At 72.4% G+C, this 17,967-nt stretch carries 14 protein-coding genes and 1 tRNA gene; 9 read left to right on the forward strand and 6 right to left on the reverse strand.

The features are described 5' to 3' along the window. Positions 1 to 57: 57 nt before the first annotated feature. The 4 genes from ITJ68_RS17420 to ITJ68_RS17435 are packed head-to-tail and all read left to right on the forward strand — an operon-like array spanning position 58 to position 5,709. Positions 58 to 1,032: a carbohydrate ABC transporter permease gene (locus ITJ68_RS17420; RefSeq protein WP_268096876.1), complete on the forward strand. Its 975-nt coding sequence runs from the start codon at positions 58 to 60 to the stop codon at positions 1,030 to 1,032. Continuing rightward, positions 1,029 to 2,006, forward strand: coding sequence for a carbohydrate ABC transporter permease (locus ITJ68_RS17425; protein ID WP_228506010.1), 978 nt, complete (start codon positions 1,029 to 1,031; stop codon positions 2,004 to 2,006). Before ITJ68_RS17420 ends, ITJ68_RS17425 begins: the two co-directional genes overlap by 4 nt. Beyond that, positions 2,006 to 3,733, forward strand: coding sequence for a hypothetical protein (locus tag ITJ68_RS17430; protein WP_194663178.1), 1,728 nt, complete (start codon positions 2,006 to 2,008; stop codon positions 3,731 to 3,733). The genes ITJ68_RS17425 and ITJ68_RS17430 overlap by 1 nt, the downstream gene beginning before the upstream one ends. Beyond that, entirely contained in the window at positions 3,730 to 5,709 is a 1,980-nt protein-coding gene (locus ITJ68_RS17435) for a DUF6807 family protein (protein ID WP_194663180.1), read from the forward strand. The genes ITJ68_RS17430 and ITJ68_RS17435 overlap by 4 nt, the downstream gene beginning before the upstream one ends. On the opposite strand, the gene ITJ68_RS17440 is transcribed toward ITJ68_RS17435, so the two are convergent. From ITJ68_RS17440 to ITJ68_RS17450, 3 genes are all read right to left on the reverse strand, one after another. Beyond that, positions 5,710 to 6,762, reverse strand: a complete 1,053-nt coding sequence (locus tag ITJ68_RS17440) for a hypothetical protein (RefSeq protein ID WP_194663182.1) — start codon at positions 6,760 to 6,762, stop codon at positions 5,710 to 5,712. It lies immediately after the preceding gene. Between the two features lie 78 nt (positions 6,763 to 6,840). After that, a complete protein-coding gene (locus ITJ68_RS17445) occupies positions 6,841 to 7,506 on the reverse strand; it encodes an SDR family NAD(P)-dependent oxidoreductase (protein ID WP_194663185.1) in 666 nt (221 codons plus the stop codon). 25 nt (positions 7,507 to 7,531) lie between these two features. Then, complete coding sequence (locus ITJ68_RS17450) at positions 7,532 to 8,230, reverse strand: SGNH/GDSL hydrolase family protein (RefSeq protein ID WP_194663187.1); 699 nt, start codon at positions 8,228 to 8,230, stop codon at positions 7,532 to 7,534. A gap of 83 nt (positions 8,231 to 8,313) precedes the next feature. On the opposite strand from ITJ68_RS17450, the gene ITJ68_RS17455 reads away from it, so the two are divergent. Together ITJ68_RS17455 and ITJ68_RS17460 are read left to right on the forward strand one after the other, a co-directional pair. Continuing rightward, positions 8,314 to 9,039 (forward strand): alpha/beta fold hydrolase, encoded by a 726-nt coding sequence (locus tag ITJ68_RS17455; protein WP_194663188.1) that lies wholly within the window; start codon positions 8,314 to 8,316, stop codon positions 9,037 to 9,039. A 91-nt stretch (positions 9,040 to 9,130) separates the two neighbouring features. Further along, on the forward strand, positions 9,131 to 11,593 hold the full coding sequence (locus ITJ68_RS17460; protein WP_194663191.1) for an excinuclease ABC subunit UvrA: 2,463 nt from the start codon (positions 9,131 to 9,133) through the stop codon (positions 11,591 to 11,593). 384 nt (positions 11,594 to 11,977) lie between these two features. Here the strand turns inward: ITJ68_RS17460 and ITJ68_RS17465 are convergent, their stop codons facing one another. Then, the gene (locus ITJ68_RS17465; protein WP_194663193.1) at positions 11,978 to 12,394 is read right to left on the reverse strand and encodes a phage holin family protein; all 417 of its coding nucleotides are present in this window, start codon (positions 12,392 to 12,394) and stop codon (positions 11,978 to 11,980) included. Positions 12,395 to 12,487: 93 nt separating this feature from the next. Then, positions 12,488 to 12,832 (reverse strand): YciI family protein, encoded by a 345-nt coding sequence (locus ITJ68_RS17470; RefSeq protein ID WP_194663195.1) that lies wholly within the window; start codon positions 12,830 to 12,832, stop codon positions 12,488 to 12,490. A 138-nt stretch (positions 12,833 to 12,970) separates the two neighbouring features. Here ITJ68_RS17470 and ITJ68_RS17475 point away from each other — a divergent pair, with 138 nt between their 5' ends. Next, complete coding sequence (locus tag ITJ68_RS17475) at positions 12,971 to 13,711, forward strand: Pr6Pr family membrane protein (RefSeq protein WP_194663197.1); 741 nt, start codon at positions 12,971 to 12,973, stop codon at positions 13,709 to 13,711. Positions 13,712 to 13,792: 81 nt separating this feature from the next. Here the strand turns inward: ITJ68_RS17475 and ITJ68_RS17480 are convergent. Then, positions 13,793 to 13,866: transfer RNA gene (locus tag ITJ68_RS17480), tRNA-Pro, on the reverse strand. A gap of 251 nt (positions 13,867 to 14,117) precedes the next feature. Between ITJ68_RS17480 and ITJ68_RS17485 the strand changes: the two genes are divergently transcribed. Continuing rightward, positions 14,118 to 15,485 carry a hypothetical protein gene (locus tag ITJ68_RS17485; protein ID WP_228506012.1) on the forward strand — a complete coding sequence of 456 codons (1,368 nt, stop codon included), beginning with the start codon at positions 14,118 to 14,120 and terminating at the stop codon, positions 15,483 to 15,485. 110 nt (positions 15,486 to 15,595) lie between these two features. Then, positions 15,596 to 17,803, forward strand: coding sequence for a RecQ family ATP-dependent DNA helicase (locus tag ITJ68_RS17490; protein ID WP_228506014.1), 2,208 nt, complete (start codon positions 15,596 to 15,598; stop codon positions 17,801 to 17,803). Positions 17,804 to 17,967: the final 164 nt, after the last annotated feature.

Raw genomic sequence — 17,967 nt, forward strand, 5'->3', positions numbered from 1 at the left:
CCCGCGTCCGGCGGCCGCCCCTCCCTCACCCCGGCACGACGAACGAAGAGGATCATCGTGAGCACCAGCACCGCAGCGGGTGACGTCACCGCCACCGCGGCCGTCCCACCCGGACCAGCCCGGTCGAGCACGCCGGGCCGACCACGCCGTCGCCGCTCCGGCGTCAGCCGACCGGTCCTCGCGCCGATCGCCTTCGTCGCCGTCAACGCCGTGCTGTTCGTCGTGTTCTTCGTGTGGCCCGCCGTCATCGGCCTCGGCTACTCGTTCACCGACTACAACGGCGTGAGCGACCCGACGTTCATCGGCCTGGAGAACTACACCGAGCTCTTCGGCGACTCCACCTTCTACGCCGCACTGGTCCGCACCCTGATCTACGCGGTCGTCGCCGTCCCGCTCGGCTTCGTGCTGTCGCTCTCGATGGCCCTGATGCTCACGAGCCCCGCCGCGAAGGGCCGGAGCGTCGCCCGCATCGTGTTCTTCGTCCCGTGGCTGATCTCCCCCATCGTCACCGGTGTCATCTGGCGGTGGATGTTCGGCGAGAACTTCGGCCTGGCGAACTTCGTCATCGAGTCCCTCGGCGGGAAGGCCGTGCCGTGGCAGTCGAACGCCGACCTGTCCCTGCTCGTGGTGATCTTCGCCACCGCGTGGGCCGGCGCCGCGTTCAACATGCTGCTGTTCGTCGCCGCCATCCGCAACGTCCCGCAGTCGTACTACGAGGCCGCGTCGCTCGACGGCGCCGGTGCGTGGCACCAGTTCCGCTACATCACGCTGCCGAGCATCGCGCCGACCTCGTTCATCGTGGTGCTGCTGTCCTCGCTCGGGGCGTTCAAGGAGTTCGCCACGATCCAGGCGCTCAACAACGGCGGTCCGGGCACCGACAACAACCTGCTCGTGCAGTACATCTACACGAACGGGTTCCAGAACGCCCACATCGGCTACGCGAGCGCCGCGTCGATGGTCCTCATGCTGATCCTCATGGCCATCGCGCTGATCCAGCTCGCCATGAACCGCCGGACGGAGTCACGCCGATGACCGACACGACCCTCCCGTCGACGCACGCGGGCGCGGCCGCGACCACTGGAGCCGCCACGAGCCCCGCCGGCGTCGCCGCCGCGACCACCGCCGCCGCCGTCACCGACCAGGTGACCAAGCGCAGCGGCCGCTCCGGTGGCCCCAGCCGGACCCGCACCCCGCGCGGCAAGGCGATCGCCGCGACCGCCCTGCTCTGGGTCTTCATCATCGCGTTCGGCTTCCCGGTGCTCTGGTTCGTCCTCAGCGCCTTCAAGCCGGGCAGCGAGCTGTTCTCCTACCCGCTGACCCTGCTGCCGAAGCAGTGGTCGGTGTCCGGGTTCACCGAGGCATGGTCGAGCTTCGACTTCGCCCGGTACTTCGGCAACACGATCATCGTCGCCCTCGTCACGACGGTGCTGACGGTCCTGGCGAGCGCCTGCACCGGCTACGCCCTGGCCAAGTACGACAACAAGTGGCTCAAGGTGTTTTTCGTCTGCATCCTCGCGACGACGATGCTCCCCACCGAGGTCATCCTCGCCCCGACCTTCATCGTGATCCGCGACCTCGGCCTGTACGACTCGCTCGCCGGCATCATCGTGCCGTCGGTGATCACCGCGACCGGCATCTTCATGTTCCGCCAGTTCTTCCTCACGGTCCCCGACGACCTCGTCGAGGCCGCGCGGATCGACGGCGCGAGCGAGTTCGGCATCTTCGTCCGCATCATGCTGCCGATCTCCCGCCCGATCATGCTGACCCTGGCGATCTTCTCGTTCCAGTGGCGCTGGAACGACTACATCTGGCCGCTGCTCGTGCTGAACGACCCGCACCAGTTCACGATCCAGATCGCCCTGCAGAGCATCGTCGGGGCCGAGAACGTGAACTGGACCGTGCTCCTCGGTGCCTCGGTCATCTCGATCCTGCCCCTGCTGCTCCTGTACCTGGTGTTCCAGAAGTACGTGAACGGTGCCGACCTCAACGCGGGACTGAAGGACTGATGGGACCGACCTTCCTCGAGGCCCTCGGCCCGGCTGCCGACACCGCGGTCCGGGACCTGCGGTCCAGCACCGACGACCCGGCGACGCTGCAGCACCGGGAACTGATGGCACGCGCGCTCACGCTGGTGGGCGCGTGGGTCCGGACGGGAGGCCCGGCGCAGGCCGACGAGACCGACCTCACCATCGCGCACGGGTACGTCCGGCACCTCGCCGACCGGCAGTCGGAGCACGGCACCTTCGTCGGCGGGGACAACGTGCTGTCGCCGCCGGACTCCGCGTTCACGGTCAACGACTGCTGCGACGCCCTCGAGCTGCTCGCCCCCGTCCGCGACGTCTCGGGCGTCGCCGGTGCCCTCGCCGGGGACCTCGACCGGATCGTGCTCCGCGCCGCCCCTGCCCTGCGCACCGGCGGCGTGCACACGCCGAACCACCGCTGGGAGATCTCGGCCGCCCTGGCCCGGGTCCACCGCCTGCACCCGGACCCGGCGCTCGTCGCCCGGATCGAGGAGTGGCTGGCCGAGGGCGCGGACATCGACGCCGACGGGCTGTGGTCCGAGCGCAGCCCGAACTACGCCGTCGCCGTCTCCTGCCCGTCGTTCCTGGTGCTCGCCGAGGTCCTCGACCGGCCCGAGCTCCTCGAGCCGGTCCGGCGGAGCATCGACGCCGTCCTCGCCCTGCTCCTGCCCGACGACACCGTCGAGACCGTGCAGTCGCGCCGGCAGGACCAGTCCCGCCCGTTCGGCATCGGCCCGTTCGCACCCCTGCTCTGGCACGTCGCCGTGCAGGACGACCGCGCCGACGTCGCCGCTGTCGCCCGGCGTGCGGTGACGCTCGACATGTGGCAGCCGGGTGCCGTCGCCGCGCGGGCAATGACGGACCCGCTGCTCGGTCGACCGCTCCCCGACCGGGAGGCCCCCGCCGCCCCGGCCCGCGAGGTGCTCCACTTCGCCGACGCCCGACTCGTGCACGTCCGCGAACCGCGCCGGAGCGTCGTCGTGTTCGCCGGCTCGGACGTCCCGACGCAGGGCCACGTCCGCTCCGGCCTGGCGAACAGCCCGACGTTCCTCCGGGTGCTCGCCGGTGAGGTCGTCCTGTCCGACGTGCGGCTGTCCCGCGAGTTCTTCGGCCTGGGGCCCTTCCGCCCGACGACCCTCACGACCCTGCCGTCCGGCGCCGACGACGCCGACGACGTCCTGCGCTTCCGGCTCACCGAGTCCGTCGAGGCCGGCTACCACCAGCCCCTCACGCCCGCACTTCGGCGCCCGGACGGGGCGTACGACCTGCGCGACGAGGGCCGCTTCTCCGCCGCGATGGACTTCGGCGACCGGGCGGCGGACACCGTCACGCTGACGACCACCGTCGACGTGACCGTCCTGCCCGACGCCGTCGTGCTCGACCTCGACGTGGACGGCGCCGACGTGCCGTGGGCGCTGCAGCTGTCCTTCCGCACCGGGGGTACCGTCACCGGCATGGAGCTGGACGTCGAGGGCAACCGGGTGCTCGTCAGCGGGACCGGCAGCTACCGCGTGGGCGACGACGTCGTCACCGTCGGGCCGGGCAACGGGTCCGGGCCTGCGCAGCCGGCGTTCTACGCGCCGGGCCAGGACTACGCCTTCCTCGGCGGCACCGACCGCCCCGACGGCGAGCACCTCTTCGTGACCGGTCGGGCGCCAGGACGGACCCGGATCACGATCGGCACGGGCGGGTCCCCCGGGACGTCCGCGTGACACCCGAGCGCTCCGACGCGGACACGACGGAGGCGGCACTGCCCGGCATCGTGCTCGTCGGTGCCCGCGGGTACGGCCTGCACCACCGCGCGAACGTCGACCGGCTCGTCGCCGCCGGACGCTGCACGCTCACCGCGGTCCTCGACCCGGCGCTCGACGGCCCGACCGACGGCGACGTCCCCGTGGTGGCCGACCTCGCCGCCGCCCACGCGCACGGTCCCGTCGACGTCGTCGTCGTGGCCGCGCCCATCGCCGCACACCTCCCGCTGACCCTGGCGGCGCTCGAGGCCGGTGCGGACGTGCTCCTCGAGAAGCCACCGGTGACGACCCGGCAGGCCCTGGCCGAGCTGCTCGACGCCGAGCGGCGCACCGGACGCATCGTCCAGGTCGGGTTCCAGAGCCTCGGGTCCGACGCACTCGGTGCCCTGCGGGACGGCCACGTCGTCGGCGCGGTCCGCTCAGCGGCGGCCGTCGGCACCTGGCGCCGAGAGGACGCCTACTGGCAGCGGTCCGCCTGGGCGGGCCGTCGACGGCTGCACGGCGTCGACGTGCTCGACGGCGTCGTGACGAACCCCCTCGCCCACGCCGTCGCCACCGCGCTGGCCGTGGTCGGTGCCCGCCGTGCCGCCGACGTCGCTCGCGTCGAGGTCGAGCTGTACCGGGCGAACGCGATCGAGGGCGACGACACCTCCACGGTCCGTGTGACGACGACGTCAGGACGCGAGGCCACGGCTGCGCTGACCCTGTGCGCCGCCGAGGAGACCGTGCCGTCCGTGCGGGTCACCGGCGCCGACGGCAGCGCGCGGTTCGACTACACGCTCGACGACGTCACGCTGCTCGACGCACCCGCGCAGCACCACGGCCGCACCGACCTGCTCGAGGACCTCCTCGACCACCGCCGCACCGGCGCCGACCTGCTCGTCCCCCTGGTGTCGACGGGCGCGTTCGTCGAGGTGCTCGAAGCCGTCCGCGCCACGGAACCGGTGCAGATCGACCACCCCTTCGTTACCTGGCTCGGCGAGGGGCCAGCGCGGCACCCGGTGGTCCAGGACGTCGAGTCGCTGGTCGAGCGGGCCGCCGAGGAGCTGGCCCTGTTCTCCGAGGTCGGCGCTCCCTGGGCACATGCCACCCGCGACGACGTGCTGCACCGCTTCCTCGTCCCGACCGCCGACGGCACCACGACCGAGGTCGCGACCGTGCTCGACGGCGCCGGGACCATCCCGACCTCGGTCGCCCGGCCGTACCTGCACCCCGTGCGGACGCTCGCCGGGGTCGTCGTCAGCGCCCACCACCCGCCCGACCACGACTGGCACTGCGGCGTCGGCCCCGCGATCCCCGACGTCGACGGCGTGAACTGCTGGGGCGGTCGCACCTACGTCCACGGCGAGGGCTACGTCTGGCGTGACGACCACGGCACGGTCTCGGTCGAGCGGGAGACCGTCGAGGGCCACACGCACACCATCGAGGCGTGGTGGCGGGGACCCGACGGCCGACCGCGCCTGCACGAGGACCGGACGACGTCGACCCGGTCACTCGGCCCCGACGCCTGGGAGCTCCGCACGACCTCGTCCTTCAGCACCCCGGGCGACACGGACGTCCTGCTGGGCGGACCCGGCAGCAACGGCCGCGTCGGCGCCGGGTACGGCGGGTTCACCTGGCGCCTGCCACCGTGCACCGACGTCGAGGTCAGCACCCCGACGGCCACCGGGGAGTCCGCGGTGCACGGCTCCGTCGCACCGTGGGTGGCATGGCGTGCCGACGTCGAGGGGCGACCGGTCACGATCGCCCTCGAGGCGCTCGGACACCGCGACCCGTGGTTCGTCCGGGTCGCCGAGTACCCCGCGATCGCGTCGGCCCTGGCGTGGTCGACCCCGGCGACGGTGCACGCGGGCGTCCCGCTGGTCCGCGCCTTCCGGGCGGTCGTCGCGGACGGCCGTCACGACCCCGTCGCGCTGCTCGCCCGGCGACCAGACTGACTACGCCGACCGCTCCTCCGTCTGCGCCAGCAGGTGCTCGTCGAGCAGGTCGAGCACCCGCGGGTCCGGACCGAACTTGCGGGCGAACGGCAGCCCCGAGTCCAGCAACGCGGCCACGTCCTCGACCGTGTACTCGTCCGGACGCCCGGAGGTCGGGTCGGACCAGCGGATGCTGTGCAGGCTCGCGTGCTCCGTCCGCAGGTCGGGGTGGTTGCCGATCACCGTCGGTGTGACGGCCTCGACCGGGATCATGGTGCGCTCGAAGTAGCGCACGAGGGCCGGGTCGGAGCGCACCCGGTCGACGACGGCGCGCATCGCACGCCGGTCGATCGCGAACCAGCTGTTGTCGTACCAGCAGGGGGCGTCCCGGGTGAAGGGCGTGCGGAGCGCCCGGACACCGACCCGCGCCGGCACGCCGAGCCCGTCGTTCGCGCCGTAGATCCGCACCGGCATCCGGTGCACGCGGAGCCGGTGGATCGCGATGCCCCGGACGGCGCGGACCGCCCGGACGAGCGGCGCTGGGAGCCGACGCTCGAGGTCGACGGACGGCAGCTTCGTGTACTGGAAGCGGTAGCGCTGCTGGGCCTCGGCGCGGATGCCCGGGTCGGGGACCTCGTCGATCGGCCAGGACTCGATGATGGCGTTGCTCGACGCCGCCGTCGCATCGAGCAGGCGCCCGTGCAGGACGGACGCCGGGGCCGTGGGGTAGTCCTGCTCCGACAGCAGCATCACCCAGTCCACGTCGAGGTGGTCCAGCACCCAGCCGAACAGCCGCCACCGGGCCCGCTCGAGCGTCAGGTCACCCCACTCGATCCGTTCGGGGCTGACGAGCACGTGGACGCCGAGCGCCTCGAGCGGGTCGCGGCGGACGGGGTGGTGGGTCTCGTCGTGCTGGACCACGACCGGGGCGCCCGGGTCCGTGGTGCGCAGCGTCCGGACGAGCCGTTCGAGCTGGACCCCGTCGCCGTACGAGGTGATGAGGTACGCCAGACGGGCGCGGCGCCCGGTGGTCTGGTCAGTGGAGGGGTGCTCGGTGGAGTGGTGCTCGGACATCGTCTGCTCCTCGCGGGGACGGTGGTGCTCCGGGCCCGCGGCGAGGGTGCCGCGGTGTTCTCGTGCCAGTGTCCCTGCTCAGGACGGCAGGGCCTCCGCGTAGACGCGGAACTCGCCGCGATCGGCGTGTATCGACCAGAGGCGGTCAGCCAGGGACTCGGCGGAGTGCGCTGGGTCGCCGTCGTCGATGCCGAACGGGATGATGATCTGCCCGACGTGGATGGACTCCGCGGCGAGCGCGTCGTGGAGGAGCTGGGCGTAGGCGCTCTCCCCCGCGAACGCGACCGAGGTGCCCGTGACCCGGGCGCCGGGTCGCACGGCACTGCCGCCGTTGACGAACAGGAGCGTGCCGTGGCCGATGGCCCGCATGCCGGGGATGACCTGCCGTGCGGCGGCGACGGGGCCGTACACCGAGAACTCGATCGGCCCGACGAGGTCCGCTTCGGTCGTCTCGAGCACCGGGCGCATGAACTCCTTCGCCGGCAGCGGGCTGTACTGCAGCACCTCGATCGGGCCGAGGTCGGCGCTGGCACGTTCGAGGGCCGAGCGGATCGAGTCGCCGTCACGGACGTCGGCGGTGTACCCGGCGGCGGTGTGCCCCTCGGACTGCAGGGTGGCGGCGAGGTCGTCGACGCGGCCCTGGTTGCGGGCGACGAGGGCGACGGCGAAGCCCTCGCGGGCGAACCGGCGGGCGACGGCGAGACCGAGGCCCCGGCCGGCACCGATGATGGCGATCGTGGTCATGCGGCCAGTCAACTCCGCTCCCGACTCAGAGGTGGACGCCGGCGCGCCGCAGGTCCTTGACGATGGTCCTCAGCAGGACGCGGTGGCCGGCGACGGTGGGGTGCTCGCTGTCGTCCTGCAGCAGTGCGGCATGGCCCTTGAGCGGCTGGCCGATGTCGACGAAGGTGCCGTGCACGGCGCGGACGGCCCGACGGAGGCTCGCGGTGCTCTGGGCGACCTCGGCCGGCACGGCACCCGGCTGGTCCCAGAGCGTGTTCATGCCGACGATCTGCGCCTTCGGCAGCGCCGCGTGCAGGGCCCGCACGGTCGCTCCGGTGGCGGTCTCGATCGACGCGGCGCTCTGGCCGATGTCGTTGTCCGTCGACTGCACGATGACGATCGACGGGTGGGCCGCCGTCGCCTGGGTGATGAGACCGGCGAAGTCGGTCCCGCAGGCCCCCACCGCGAGGAACCCGCCGCTGCTGCACCCGAGGTTCGTCACGCGCACGTGGTCCGCCTCGGCGAGGAGCGCCGGCCAGGCCGTCGACGTGTCGTCGAGGCCGTAGCCGGCCATGATCGAGTCGCCGATCGTCACGACCGAGGTGCCGGCGCGGGGCCCGGTGATCGTCGGGCTCGGCTGCGCGTTCCCGAGCGCCGGGTGTGCCGCGACGGCCACCCCGACCGCGCCGAGCGGGATGCACACGCCGAGGGCGACGGCGACGAGGACCGTCCGGAACCTGCTCATGTCCCCACCGTAGATCGCCGGGGCTGATCACGCCGTGGGCGAACCGGCCCGCATCGGGTCGCACCCGGTCGTAGCGTCGACGCATGGAACTCCTCTTCGTGCACGGCGCCCTGGTCCGCGACGGCGCCTGGTGGTGGCAGCCCACCGCCGACCTGCTGCACGAGACCACCGGCATCCGCAGCCGCGCAGTCGCTCTGCCGTCCTGCGGCGAAGCGGAGTTCGGCGGGATCGCGTCCGGCACGCCCGAGGGCGGTCTGGTCGAGGACGCCGCCGCACTCCGCCGAGCGCTCGACGGCGTCGACCCGGACGTGGGCGCGATCGTCGTCGGGCACTCCTACGGCGGCACCGTCATCGCCGAGGCCGGACACCACCCCGCCGTCCGGCACCTCGTCCTCGTGTCGTCGTACCTGCCCGCGGTCGGGCAGGCCCAGGCCGGGATCATGAGCGGCGAGTCGGACCCCGTCACGATCGCGGACCGTGGTGACGGCACGCTCGGCGTCAGCGGGTACGACGCCGATTCCTTCGGTGCCCGGTTCCTGCAGGACGCCGACACCGCCACCCAGCAGGCCGCCTGGGAACGCGTCACCGCGCAGTCCGCCGCCGCCTTCGTCACCCCGACGACCCGGGCCGGCTGGCAGGGCGTCGACTCCACCGCGATCGTGTGCACCGACGACCGCAGCACCTCCGTCGCGCTGCAGCGCGAGCACGCGGCGCGCGCGACGCGCTCCATCGAGCTGCCCACCGGGCACCACCCGTTCATCACCCGACCGGACCTGGTCGTGGAGCAGCTCACGGCGCTGCTCGGCTGAGCCGCACCGGACGGGAGGCCCGTGGCGGCGCCGCCACGAGCCTCCCGGCCGGTGGTCACCCCGTCCACGGCGCGCGCCTAGTCTCGAGGGGATGCCCACTTCGCGAACCGCCCCTGCCGACTCCCCCGGGCACGACGACTTCATCCGTGTGCGCGGTGCCCGCGAGAACAACCTGCGTGACGTGGACGTGGACGTCCCGCGCGACCGGATCGTCGCGTTCACCGGCGTCTCCGGGTCGGGCAAGTCGTCCCTGGCCTTCGGGACGGTGTTCGCGGAGGCGCAGCGGCGCTTCCTGGAGTCCGTCGCGCCGTACGCGCGCCGGCTCATCGCGCAGGGGTCGACGCCGCACGTGGACTCGATCACCGGGCTGCCGCCGGCCGTGGCGCTGCAGCAGCGTCGCGGTGCCCCGAGCGCCCGGTCCACCGTCGGGACGCTGACGACCCTGTCGAACTCGATGCGGATGCTGTTCTCCCGCGCGGGCACCTACCCGGACGGAGCCGACCGGCTGGAGTCCGACTCGTTCTCGCCGAACACCGTCGCCGGCGCCTGCCCGCGCTGCCACGGGCTCGGCACCGCGCACGAGGTGACCGAGGCCTCCGCCGTGCACGACGACTCGCTCAGCATCCGGGACGGCGCCATCACCGCGTGGCCCGGCGCCTGGCAGGGGAAGAACCTGCGCGACGTGACCGCGGGGCTCGGGTACGACATCGAGCGGCCCTGGCGCGAGCTGAGCCGTGAAGACCGCGACTGGCTGCTGTTCACCGAGGAACAGCCCGTCGTCGAGGTGCACCCCAAGCGCGACCGCGTGGCGAAGCCCTACAAGGGACGGTTCTGGAGCGCGCGGCAGTTCGTGCTGCACACCCTGGCGGACTCGCAGAGCGAGACGCAGCGGAACAAGGTGCTGCGGTTCGTCGAGTCCGGGCCGTGCGGGCTCTGCCATGGGACCGGGCTCACCCGCACCGCCCTGGCCGTGACCGTCGGCGGACACTCCATCGCCGGGCTGAACGGGCTGCCGCTGACCGACCTGGCGGACGTGCTGCGGCCGATCGCGGCGATCACGGACGCGTCCGCGGCGACGTCGAAGGCGTCCTCCGGCGAGCGCTCCTCGGTCGCGGTGGCCATCGCGTCGGACCTCCTCACGCGGGTCGAGGTGCTGACGGGGCTCGGGCTCGGGTACCTGGCGCTCGATCGCTCGACGCCGACGCTCTCCCCCGGCGAGACCCAGCGCCTGCGGATCGCGACGCAGCTGCGCTCGGGGCTGTTCGGGGTCGTCTACGTGCTCGACGAGCCGAGCGCCGGGCTGCACCCCGCCGATGCGGAGTCGCTGATGGAGGTGCTCGAGGACCTGCGCGCGAGCGGCAACAGCGTGTTCGTGGTCGAGCACGACATGAGCATCGTGCGCCGGGCCGACTGGATCGTCGACGTCGGGCCCGGGGCGGGAACCGGCGGTGGGACCGTGCTGTACAGCGGGCCGGTGGACGGGCTGGCGTCGGTCGAGGCCTCGGTGACGCGGCGGTACCTGCGGGCAGGTTCGGGTTCTGGTGGTTCTGGTGGTTCTGGTGGTCGTTCTGGTTCGGCTGGTGGTGGGTCGTCGGTCCGTGAGCCGGTGGGCACGCTGTCGTTGCGCGGGGTGAGCCGGCACAACCTGCAGGACCTCGACGTCGACCTGCCGCTCGGGGTCCTCACCGCGGTGACCGGCGTCAGCGGGTCCGGCAAGTCCTCGCTCGTCGGTGGGGTGCTCCCCGGCGTGGCCGCGGACCACCCGCTCGTCGACCGGGTCGTCGTGGTCGACCAGAAGGCGATCGGCCGGACACCCCGCTCGAACCTCGCCACGTACACGGGGCTCTTCGACGCTGTCCGTGCTGCGTTCGCGGCGACGCCCGAGGCCCGTTCACGAGGGTGGACCGCCGGACGGTTCTCGTTCAACGTCGCCGGCGGCCGTTGCGAGGTCTGCCAGGGCGAGGGGTCCGTCTCCGTCGAGCTCCTGTTCCTGCCGGGCAGCTGGGCGCCGTGCCCGGAGTGCCACGGCAGCCGGTACACCGCGTCGACCCTGGAGGTCCGGTGGCAGGGCGCGTCGATCGCCGACGTCCTGGCGATGACCGTCGACGAAGCCGCACCGTTCCTCGCTCCCCTGCCGATCGCCGCCCGCGGGCTCGAGACCCTGCGCGAGGTCGGGCTCGGGTACCTCCGACTCGGACAGCCCGCGCCGGAGCTCTCCGGCGGCGAGGCGCAGCGCATCAAGCTCGCGACCGAACTCCAACGGGCGCGGACCGGGCACACGCTGTACCTGCTCGACGAGCCCACCACGGGGCTGCACCCGGCTGACGTCGAACTCCTGGCGGCGCAGCTCGGCCGGCTCACCGACGCGGGCAACACCGTCGTCGTCGTCGAGCACGCGATGGACGTCGTCGCCGGGGCGGACCACGTCATCGACATGGGGCCGGCCGGTGGTGACGCCGGCGGGAAGGTCGTCGCCGTCGGGACGCCGCGCGAGGTCGCCGCATCCACCGAGAGCCGGACTGCACCCTACCTGCGGGAGCAGCTCGGGATGTGACCGGGTCGCGTCAGGCGCGCAGGCGCGCAGGCACGCAGGCGCGCAGGCGCTCAGGCGGGCGCACGGGCGCACGTGTTCACGTGTTCACGTGCTCACGTGTTCAGGGCGAGGCCGAGGAACGGCGAGACCAGGAGCGCGAAGCCGACGCTCACCCGGACCCACCCGCGTCGATCGCGACGACGAGGCCGAACACGCCGCCGATCCAGGCAGCGACCCGCTGCTCGCCGGGGTCGACGTTCCCGAAATGACGCGTGACGGGTCCGGTTGGCAGAACCCGCACGTCGCCGACCGGATTCGTCAGCTCGATCTCGACCCTGTCGGCGCTACGACCGGTCGGTCAGGCGGTCCTTCGCCGAACGGATCGTGTCCGACGGCACCGGCGGACTACGACCGGTCGGTCAGGCGGTCCTTCGCCGAACGGATCGTGTCCGACGGCACCGGTGGCACACCACGGCGGATGCCGCGCAGACCGAGGACCAGCAGGACCGCCGTCACGATCGCGAACACGGCGAACGTGATGCCCGCGGCCGCCCACACCGGCAGCACCAGCGCCAGGAGCGCGACCACGAAGCCGGCCAGCACGACGAGGGTCGTCAGCGCGAACGCGACCGCCACGCCCGTGAGCAGCAGCCCCGCCTTCGCGCTCGTCGCACGCTCGCTGATCTCTCGCCGAGCGGAGGCGATCTCGTCCCGCACGGCGCGCAGCACCGGCTCGAGGGCCTTCTGCGCCAGGCCCGCGGTGACGGTGTCTCGGAAGGACGGCCGGCTGGTCGTGCTGTCGTCGTGGTCGGTGGTGCTCATGGTGTCTCCTGTCCGGGCGCGGGATGCTGCGCCCGTGAACAGGACGCGACGACTCCGATGATCGTCACGCGCGGCCGGTGCTGCTCGGACACTTCACAGCAGCGGGCGCAGCTCGATCTTGCGGTTGCAGGCGGTGGAGGCCTCGGCAGCGACCGCCCGTGCCGTCTCGACGTCCGGGAGCTCGAGCACCCAGAACCCCGCGACGTACTCGGCCGCGTCGACGACCGGCCCCTCGGTGGTGACGACGTCGCCGCTCCTGGTGTCGACGACGACGCTGTCGGCGGGGGCGGCGAGGCCGCCGGCGAACACGATGCGACCGTCCGACTGCAACCGGTCGTTGAGGGCCTGGACCGCCTCGGCTTCGGCGGCGGTGGCGGAGTGGGTCCGGCCGGCGGCTTCGGCCTGGCCGTCGTCGATCACGTTGACGAGGAACTGCATGGCGCATCATCTCCTGAGTGCGGTGCTGCCCATCGTCCTCGCCCCGGGCGCGCTCCGCACGGTGGATCTGCAGTCCTGACAGGTCGTCTCGGTGGTACCGCGGACGACGCGGTCCCGCAGCGATGTCACCATCGGCGCATGCACGCCAGAGTCGTCGCCACCGCCCGGATCGTCGCCGCTGCGTTGATCGTCGCGGCCATCACCGGAGAGCTCCTGCAGAGCATCCACTTCTGGCACACGATCGGTGTCAGGGGCATCCCGGGGAAGGTCCTCGACTTCTTCCTCTTCTTCACCGAGGACTCGAACCTGGCTGCCGTGGCCGTCTTCGTGATCGGCGCGGTGATGCTCCTGCGGCACGGTGTGCGGACGCCGAGCGCGCACTGGGTCACCGCCCGCCTGACCGTGACGAGCGCCGTCGTGCTGACGTCCCTCGGTGACAACCTCCTGCTCCGCGGGACCGTGCCGCCGGCCGCGGTGATCCCCTGGGCCGACGCCTCCCTGCACATCGTCGCACCGGCGCTCGTGCTGCTCGACTGGTTGCTGGGCCCCGACCGCCGCCGCGTCCGAGTCCCCACCGTCGGCACGGCACTCATCGCACCGGTCATCTGGCTGGTGGTGACCATGCTCCGCGGCCCGTTCACCGGTGACCAGGCGCGCTCGGCACGGCACTACTACCCCTACTTCTTCCTCGATCCAGACCACTTCGCGAACGGGTACCTCACCGTCGCCGTCTACGTCATCGCGTTCTTCGTGGCGTTCTGCGTCGTGTCGCTGCTGCTCGTGTGGACCACACGCTGGCCGGCACCGGGTGCGCCTGCCGAGGGCAGCGCCGTGGACGGCCCGGTCTGGGCAGAGCGGGCACCGTCGTCCGTCGGCTGAGACGAGCATGGAGAAGGCCCCTCGACGTCTGTCGAGGGGCCTTCTCCATGTCTGCAGTCTCTCGACTGTTCTTCGGTTCGGTCGGGCTGACAGGATTTGAACCTGCGACCCCTTGACCCCCAGTCAAGTGCGCTACCAAGCTGCGCCACAGCCCGCGAGTTCCGGAGAACTCGAAGTCCCGAGGGACTCCGCCACCCGCACCCGACCGAGCGCGGAGCAGCCCGACAAGCATAGCGGACGACGAGCCCTCACCGCGCCACCCGGTTCGACCCGTCCAGCGCGGCTCCCCTAGGGTGGCCCGATGCGTTCCCGATCCACCCGTTCCGTCGTCGTGCTGGCAGCCGCAGGACTCCTGTTGGGGGCGGCCGGTTGCACCGGGACAGCACCGTCCGAGACTCCCGCGACGTTGACCACGGCCTCCGCCGACACGGTCACGGTCGCGACGCAGCGAGATCCGGCGGAACGGGCGCTCCAGGCGAGTCGTGCGCTGTTCGCCTCGGCGCCGGGCGCCGTCCTCGCCCCCGCTGATGACGCCCGGTCGATCCGGACGGCGGCGAGCGCTGCGCGCCGCGCCCACGTCCCGGTGCTGCTCGTGGACGCCGAGCGGCGACGAGCAGTGGCGGACGAGCTGGAGCGTCTCGACGCGCGCTGGTACCAGACCGTCGGCATCGTGCACATCGACTCGTCGGTCGACAAGCGGTCCGCGTCGGAGGACACGGACGAGACCGACGCACCCCGAGCCTCCCGGCCGGCGACCGTCCTGGTGGCGGACGCAGCGGACGACGCTGCGGTGGTCGGGACCGCTGATGCGGCGGGCGCGACGGTGGTGACGATGCCCGAGGGCGTGACCGATCCGGCCGCCGCGCCGGACGTCATCCGTGCGCTGCACGACCACGAGGACTCGTCGACGGTCCTGGTCGGTGCAGCGTTCGCGGGTCTCGGAGACGCACGGTGGACCGTGCGGGCGGCCGAGAGCGGCTGGCAGCTGCCGCACGGCGGCCAGCGTCCGTTCGACGGTCACCGGTACGTCGCGATGTACGGCGCTCCGGGTGCTCCGGCGCTCGGGGTCCTCGGAGAGCAGGACCCCACGGCGTCGGTGCGGCGGGTCCGGGAGCTCGCGACGAAGTACGACGGGTTCAGCAACGAGCCCGTGTCCCCCGCGTTCGAGCTGATCGCGACGGTCGCAGCCGGCGACGCGGGTGCCGACGGCGACTACTCGACCGAACTGCCGGTGTCGACGCTCGAACCATACGTGGACGCAGCGCACGACGCGGGCATGCCGGTGGTCATCGACCTGCAGCCCGGGCGCTCGGACTTCCTGTCGCAGGCGAAGCGCTACGAGTCGTTGCTGAAGCGACCCGGCGTGTGGCTCGCGCTCGATCCGGAGTGGCGACTCGGACCGGACCAGGTCCCGCTGCGACAGATCGGAACGGTGAGCGCAGCCGAGGTGAACGCGGTGTCCGCGTGGCTAGCCGACCTCGTCCGATCGGAGGACCTGCCGCCGAAGGCCCTCGTCCTGCACCAGTTCCGCCTGTCCATGATCCAGGACCGCTCGGCGCTCCAGTCCCACCCGGAGCTCGACATGCTCGTCCACGTCGACGGCCAGGGATCGCAGCCGGACAAGCAGGCGACGTGGAAGGCGCTCCACGTCGACGCGCCCGAGGACGTCCACTGGGGCTGGAAGAACTTCTTCGACGAGGACACGCCCATGCTCTCGCCGTCCGAGACGATGTCACAGGTCACACCGACGCCCTCGCTCGTCACCTACCAGTAGCGAGGATGGTCGGGTCGTTCCCGACCGGTCGGCTCTCCACATCCTCCGGTCTGTCCACAGCCAGGAGGCTCGGGGCGCGTTCCGTCGGTCGGTGCTGACAGCATGGGGGCATGTCCTCTCCTGTGCTCGGCTCCGGACCGTTCGTCCCGCCTGCGTCCACCGTTGCCGCGTCCGCGCTGGGCGTGGCAGCGACGCCGACGGCGCCGCCGTCGGCCGAGCTCGCGACCGAGGCACGGGAGGCCCTCTTCGCCCTGACCGGTCGCCCCGACGCGGTCTTCCACCCCGGACAGCTGGAGGCCATCTCCGCCCTGGTCGAGCACCGCCAGCGCGCCCTCGTCGTGCAGCGCACCGGGTGGGGCAAGTCGGCGGTCTACTTCCTCGCGACCCTGCTGCTCCGCCGGCGCGGGGGTGGTCCGACCGTGCTCGTGTCGCCGCTGCTGGCACTCATGCGGGACCAGGTCGCGGCCGCAGCGCGGGCCGGTGTCCGGGCGGTGTCGATCAACTCGGCCAATGCGCACGAGTGGTCCGACACCCAGGCGAAGCTGGCGCGGGACGAGGTCGACGTGCTCCTCGTCTCCCCCGAACGCCTGAACAACCCGAAGTTCCGCGACGAGCAGATGCCGGCGCTCATCGCCCGGATGGGGATGCTCGTGGTGGACGAGGCCCACTGCATCTCCGACTGGGGCCACGACTTCCGGCCCGACTACCGCCGGCTCGCCGAACTGATCCGGTCACTGCCGCACGGCGTCCCCGTGCTGGCCACCACCGCCACCGCGAACGAACGCGTGGTGGAGGACGTCGCCGAGCAGCTCACCGCCGGCCCGGCCGACCCGGTGTTCACCATCCGCGGTTCCCTCGCCCGGGCCTCGCTGCGCCTCGGCGTGTTGACGCTGCCCGATGCCCGCGCTCGGCTCGGCTGGCTCCTGGCACACCTCGGCGACCTGCCCGGCAGCGGGATCATCTACACGCTGACGGTCTCCGCGGCCGAGGACATCGCGCGGCTGCTGCGTGAGAGCGGCCACGCCGTGCGGGCCTACACGGGCCGGACCGACACCGACGAACGCGAACAGCTCGAGCAGCAGCTCAAGAACAACGAGCTGAAGGCCCTCGTCGCCACGAGCGCGCTCGGGATGGGCTTCGACAAGCCCGACCTCGGGTTCGTCGTGCACGTCGGGGCGCCCTCCTCCCCCGTCGCCTACTACCAGCAGATCGGTCGTGCAGGCCGTGCGACGGACAACGCCGACGTGATCCTGCTGCCCGGGCGCGAGGACCGCGAGATCTGGCAGTACTTCGCCAGCGCGTCGATGCCGACCCAGTCGCGTGCCACTGCGGTGCTCGACGCCCTCTCCACGGACTCGGCGATGTCGACCGTCGCGCTCGAGGGCCTCGTCGACATCAAGCGCTCCACGCTCGAGCTCCTGCTCAAGGTGCTCGACGTCGACGGCGCCGTCCGCCGTGTCACCGGCGGGTGGGTGTCGACCGGGCAGCCGTGGGAGTACGACGAGGCCCGCTACGCACGCGTCGCCGCTGCCCGTGCCGCCGAAGCCTCTTCGATGCTCGACTACGAGTCGACTGACGCCTGCCGCATGCAGCTCCTGCAGCAGGACCTCGACGACCCGACCGCGGAGCCCTGCGGGCGCTGCGACAACTGTGCGGGCGTCTGGTACCCCGCCGACGTGCCCGGCGCTGCCGCCGAGGGCGCGTCGTCGGCCCTCGACCAGGTCGGGGTCGAGATCGCACCGCGGGCGCAGTGGCCGTCCGGAATGGCGGCGCTCGACGTCCCCGTCCGCGGCAAGCTCGGCGCCGGCGAGGTCGTCGCCCCGGGGCGTGCTGTCGCACGACTGACCGACCTCGGCTGGGGCGGTCCCCTCCGCGCCCTGTTCGCCACCGGTGTGCCAGACGCACCCGTGTCCCGCGAACTGCTCGACGGCTGCATCCGCGCCCTCCGTGACTGGCCGTGGGAGACCCGCCCGACCGGGGTCGTCGCGATGTCCTCGCGCTCCCGGCCCCAACTCGTCGCGTCCCTCGCGGCGGCACTGTCGTCGATCGGCAAACTCGAGTTCCTCGGGACGCTCGACCGCGACGGCGGGGTGCCACGTGGGGACGGCGCGACCAACAGTGCCTACCGGCTGAGCGGCGTGTGGGACACCTTCACCGTCGGACCGGAACTCGGGGCGGCGCTGCAGTCCCACCAGGGGCCGGTGCTGCTCGTGGACGACCTCGTCGACAGCCGCTGGACGATGACCGTTGCGGGGCGAGAACTCCGCCGTGCGGGGGCCTCTGCCGTGCTGCCGTTCGCGCTGGCCACCATCGCCTGACGCTCACCTCCGACAGCGTGCAACGGCATCCGGCGACCCAGAGTTCAGGCGCCGAGGACGCCTACAAGATCGAGAACACCGAGGACGAAACGGAATCGTCGACACCCCGAGGTCTTCGAAGACTGCTTGGACATCGTTGCCTGACGGCGCTGGGACGTTGAACT

Source organism: Curtobacterium sp. VKM Ac-1395, assembly GCF_015350975.1.
GTDB lineage: Bacteria > Actinomycetota > Actinomycetes > Actinomycetales > Microbacteriaceae > Curtobacterium.

Excerpts from the sequence above, each read along its gene's own strand:
- ITJ68_RS17425 (WP_228506010.1), top strand. The coding sequence starts at position 1,029 with ATGACCGACACGACCCTCCCGTCGACGCACGCGGGCGCGGCCGCGACC.
- ITJ68_RS17430 (WP_194663178.1), top strand. The coding sequence starts at position 2,006 with ATGGGACCGACCTTCCTCGAGGCCCTCGGCCCGGCTGCCGACACCGCG.
- ITJ68_RS17440 (WP_194663182.1), bottom strand. The coding sequence starts at position 6,762 with ATGTCCGAGCACCACTCCACCGAGCACCCCTCCACTGACCAGACCACC.
- ITJ68_RS17445 (WP_194663185.1), bottom strand. The coding sequence starts at position 7,506 with ATGACCACGATCGCCATCATCGGTGCCGGCCGGGGCCTCGGTCTCGCC.
- ITJ68_RS17450 (WP_194663187.1), bottom strand. The coding sequence starts at position 8,230 with ATGAGCAGGTTCCGGACGGTCCTCGTCGCCGTCGCCCTCGGCGTGTGC.
- ITJ68_RS17455 (WP_194663188.1), top strand. The coding sequence starts at position 8,314 with ATGGAACTCCTCTTCGTGCACGGCGCCCTGGTCCGCGACGGCGCCTGG.
- ITJ68_RS17460 (WP_194663191.1), top strand. The coding sequence starts at position 9,131 with ATGCCCACTTCGCGAACCGCCCCTGCCGACTCCCCCGGGCACGACGAC.
- ITJ68_RS17465 (WP_194663193.1), bottom strand. The coding sequence starts at position 12,394 with ATGAGCACCACCGACCACGACGACAGCACGACCAGCCGGCCGTCCTTC.
- ITJ68_RS17470 (WP_194663195.1), bottom strand. The coding sequence starts at position 12,832 with ATGCAGTTCCTCGTCAACGTGATCGACGACGGCCAGGCCGAAGCCGCC.
- ITJ68_RS17475 (WP_194663197.1), top strand. The coding sequence starts at position 12,971 with ATGCACGCCAGAGTCGTCGCCACCGCCCGGATCGTCGCCGCTGCGTTG.
- ITJ68_RS17490 (WP_228506014.1), top strand. The coding sequence starts at position 15,596 with ATGTCCTCTCCTGTGCTCGGCTCCGGACCGTTCGTCCCGCCTGCGTCC.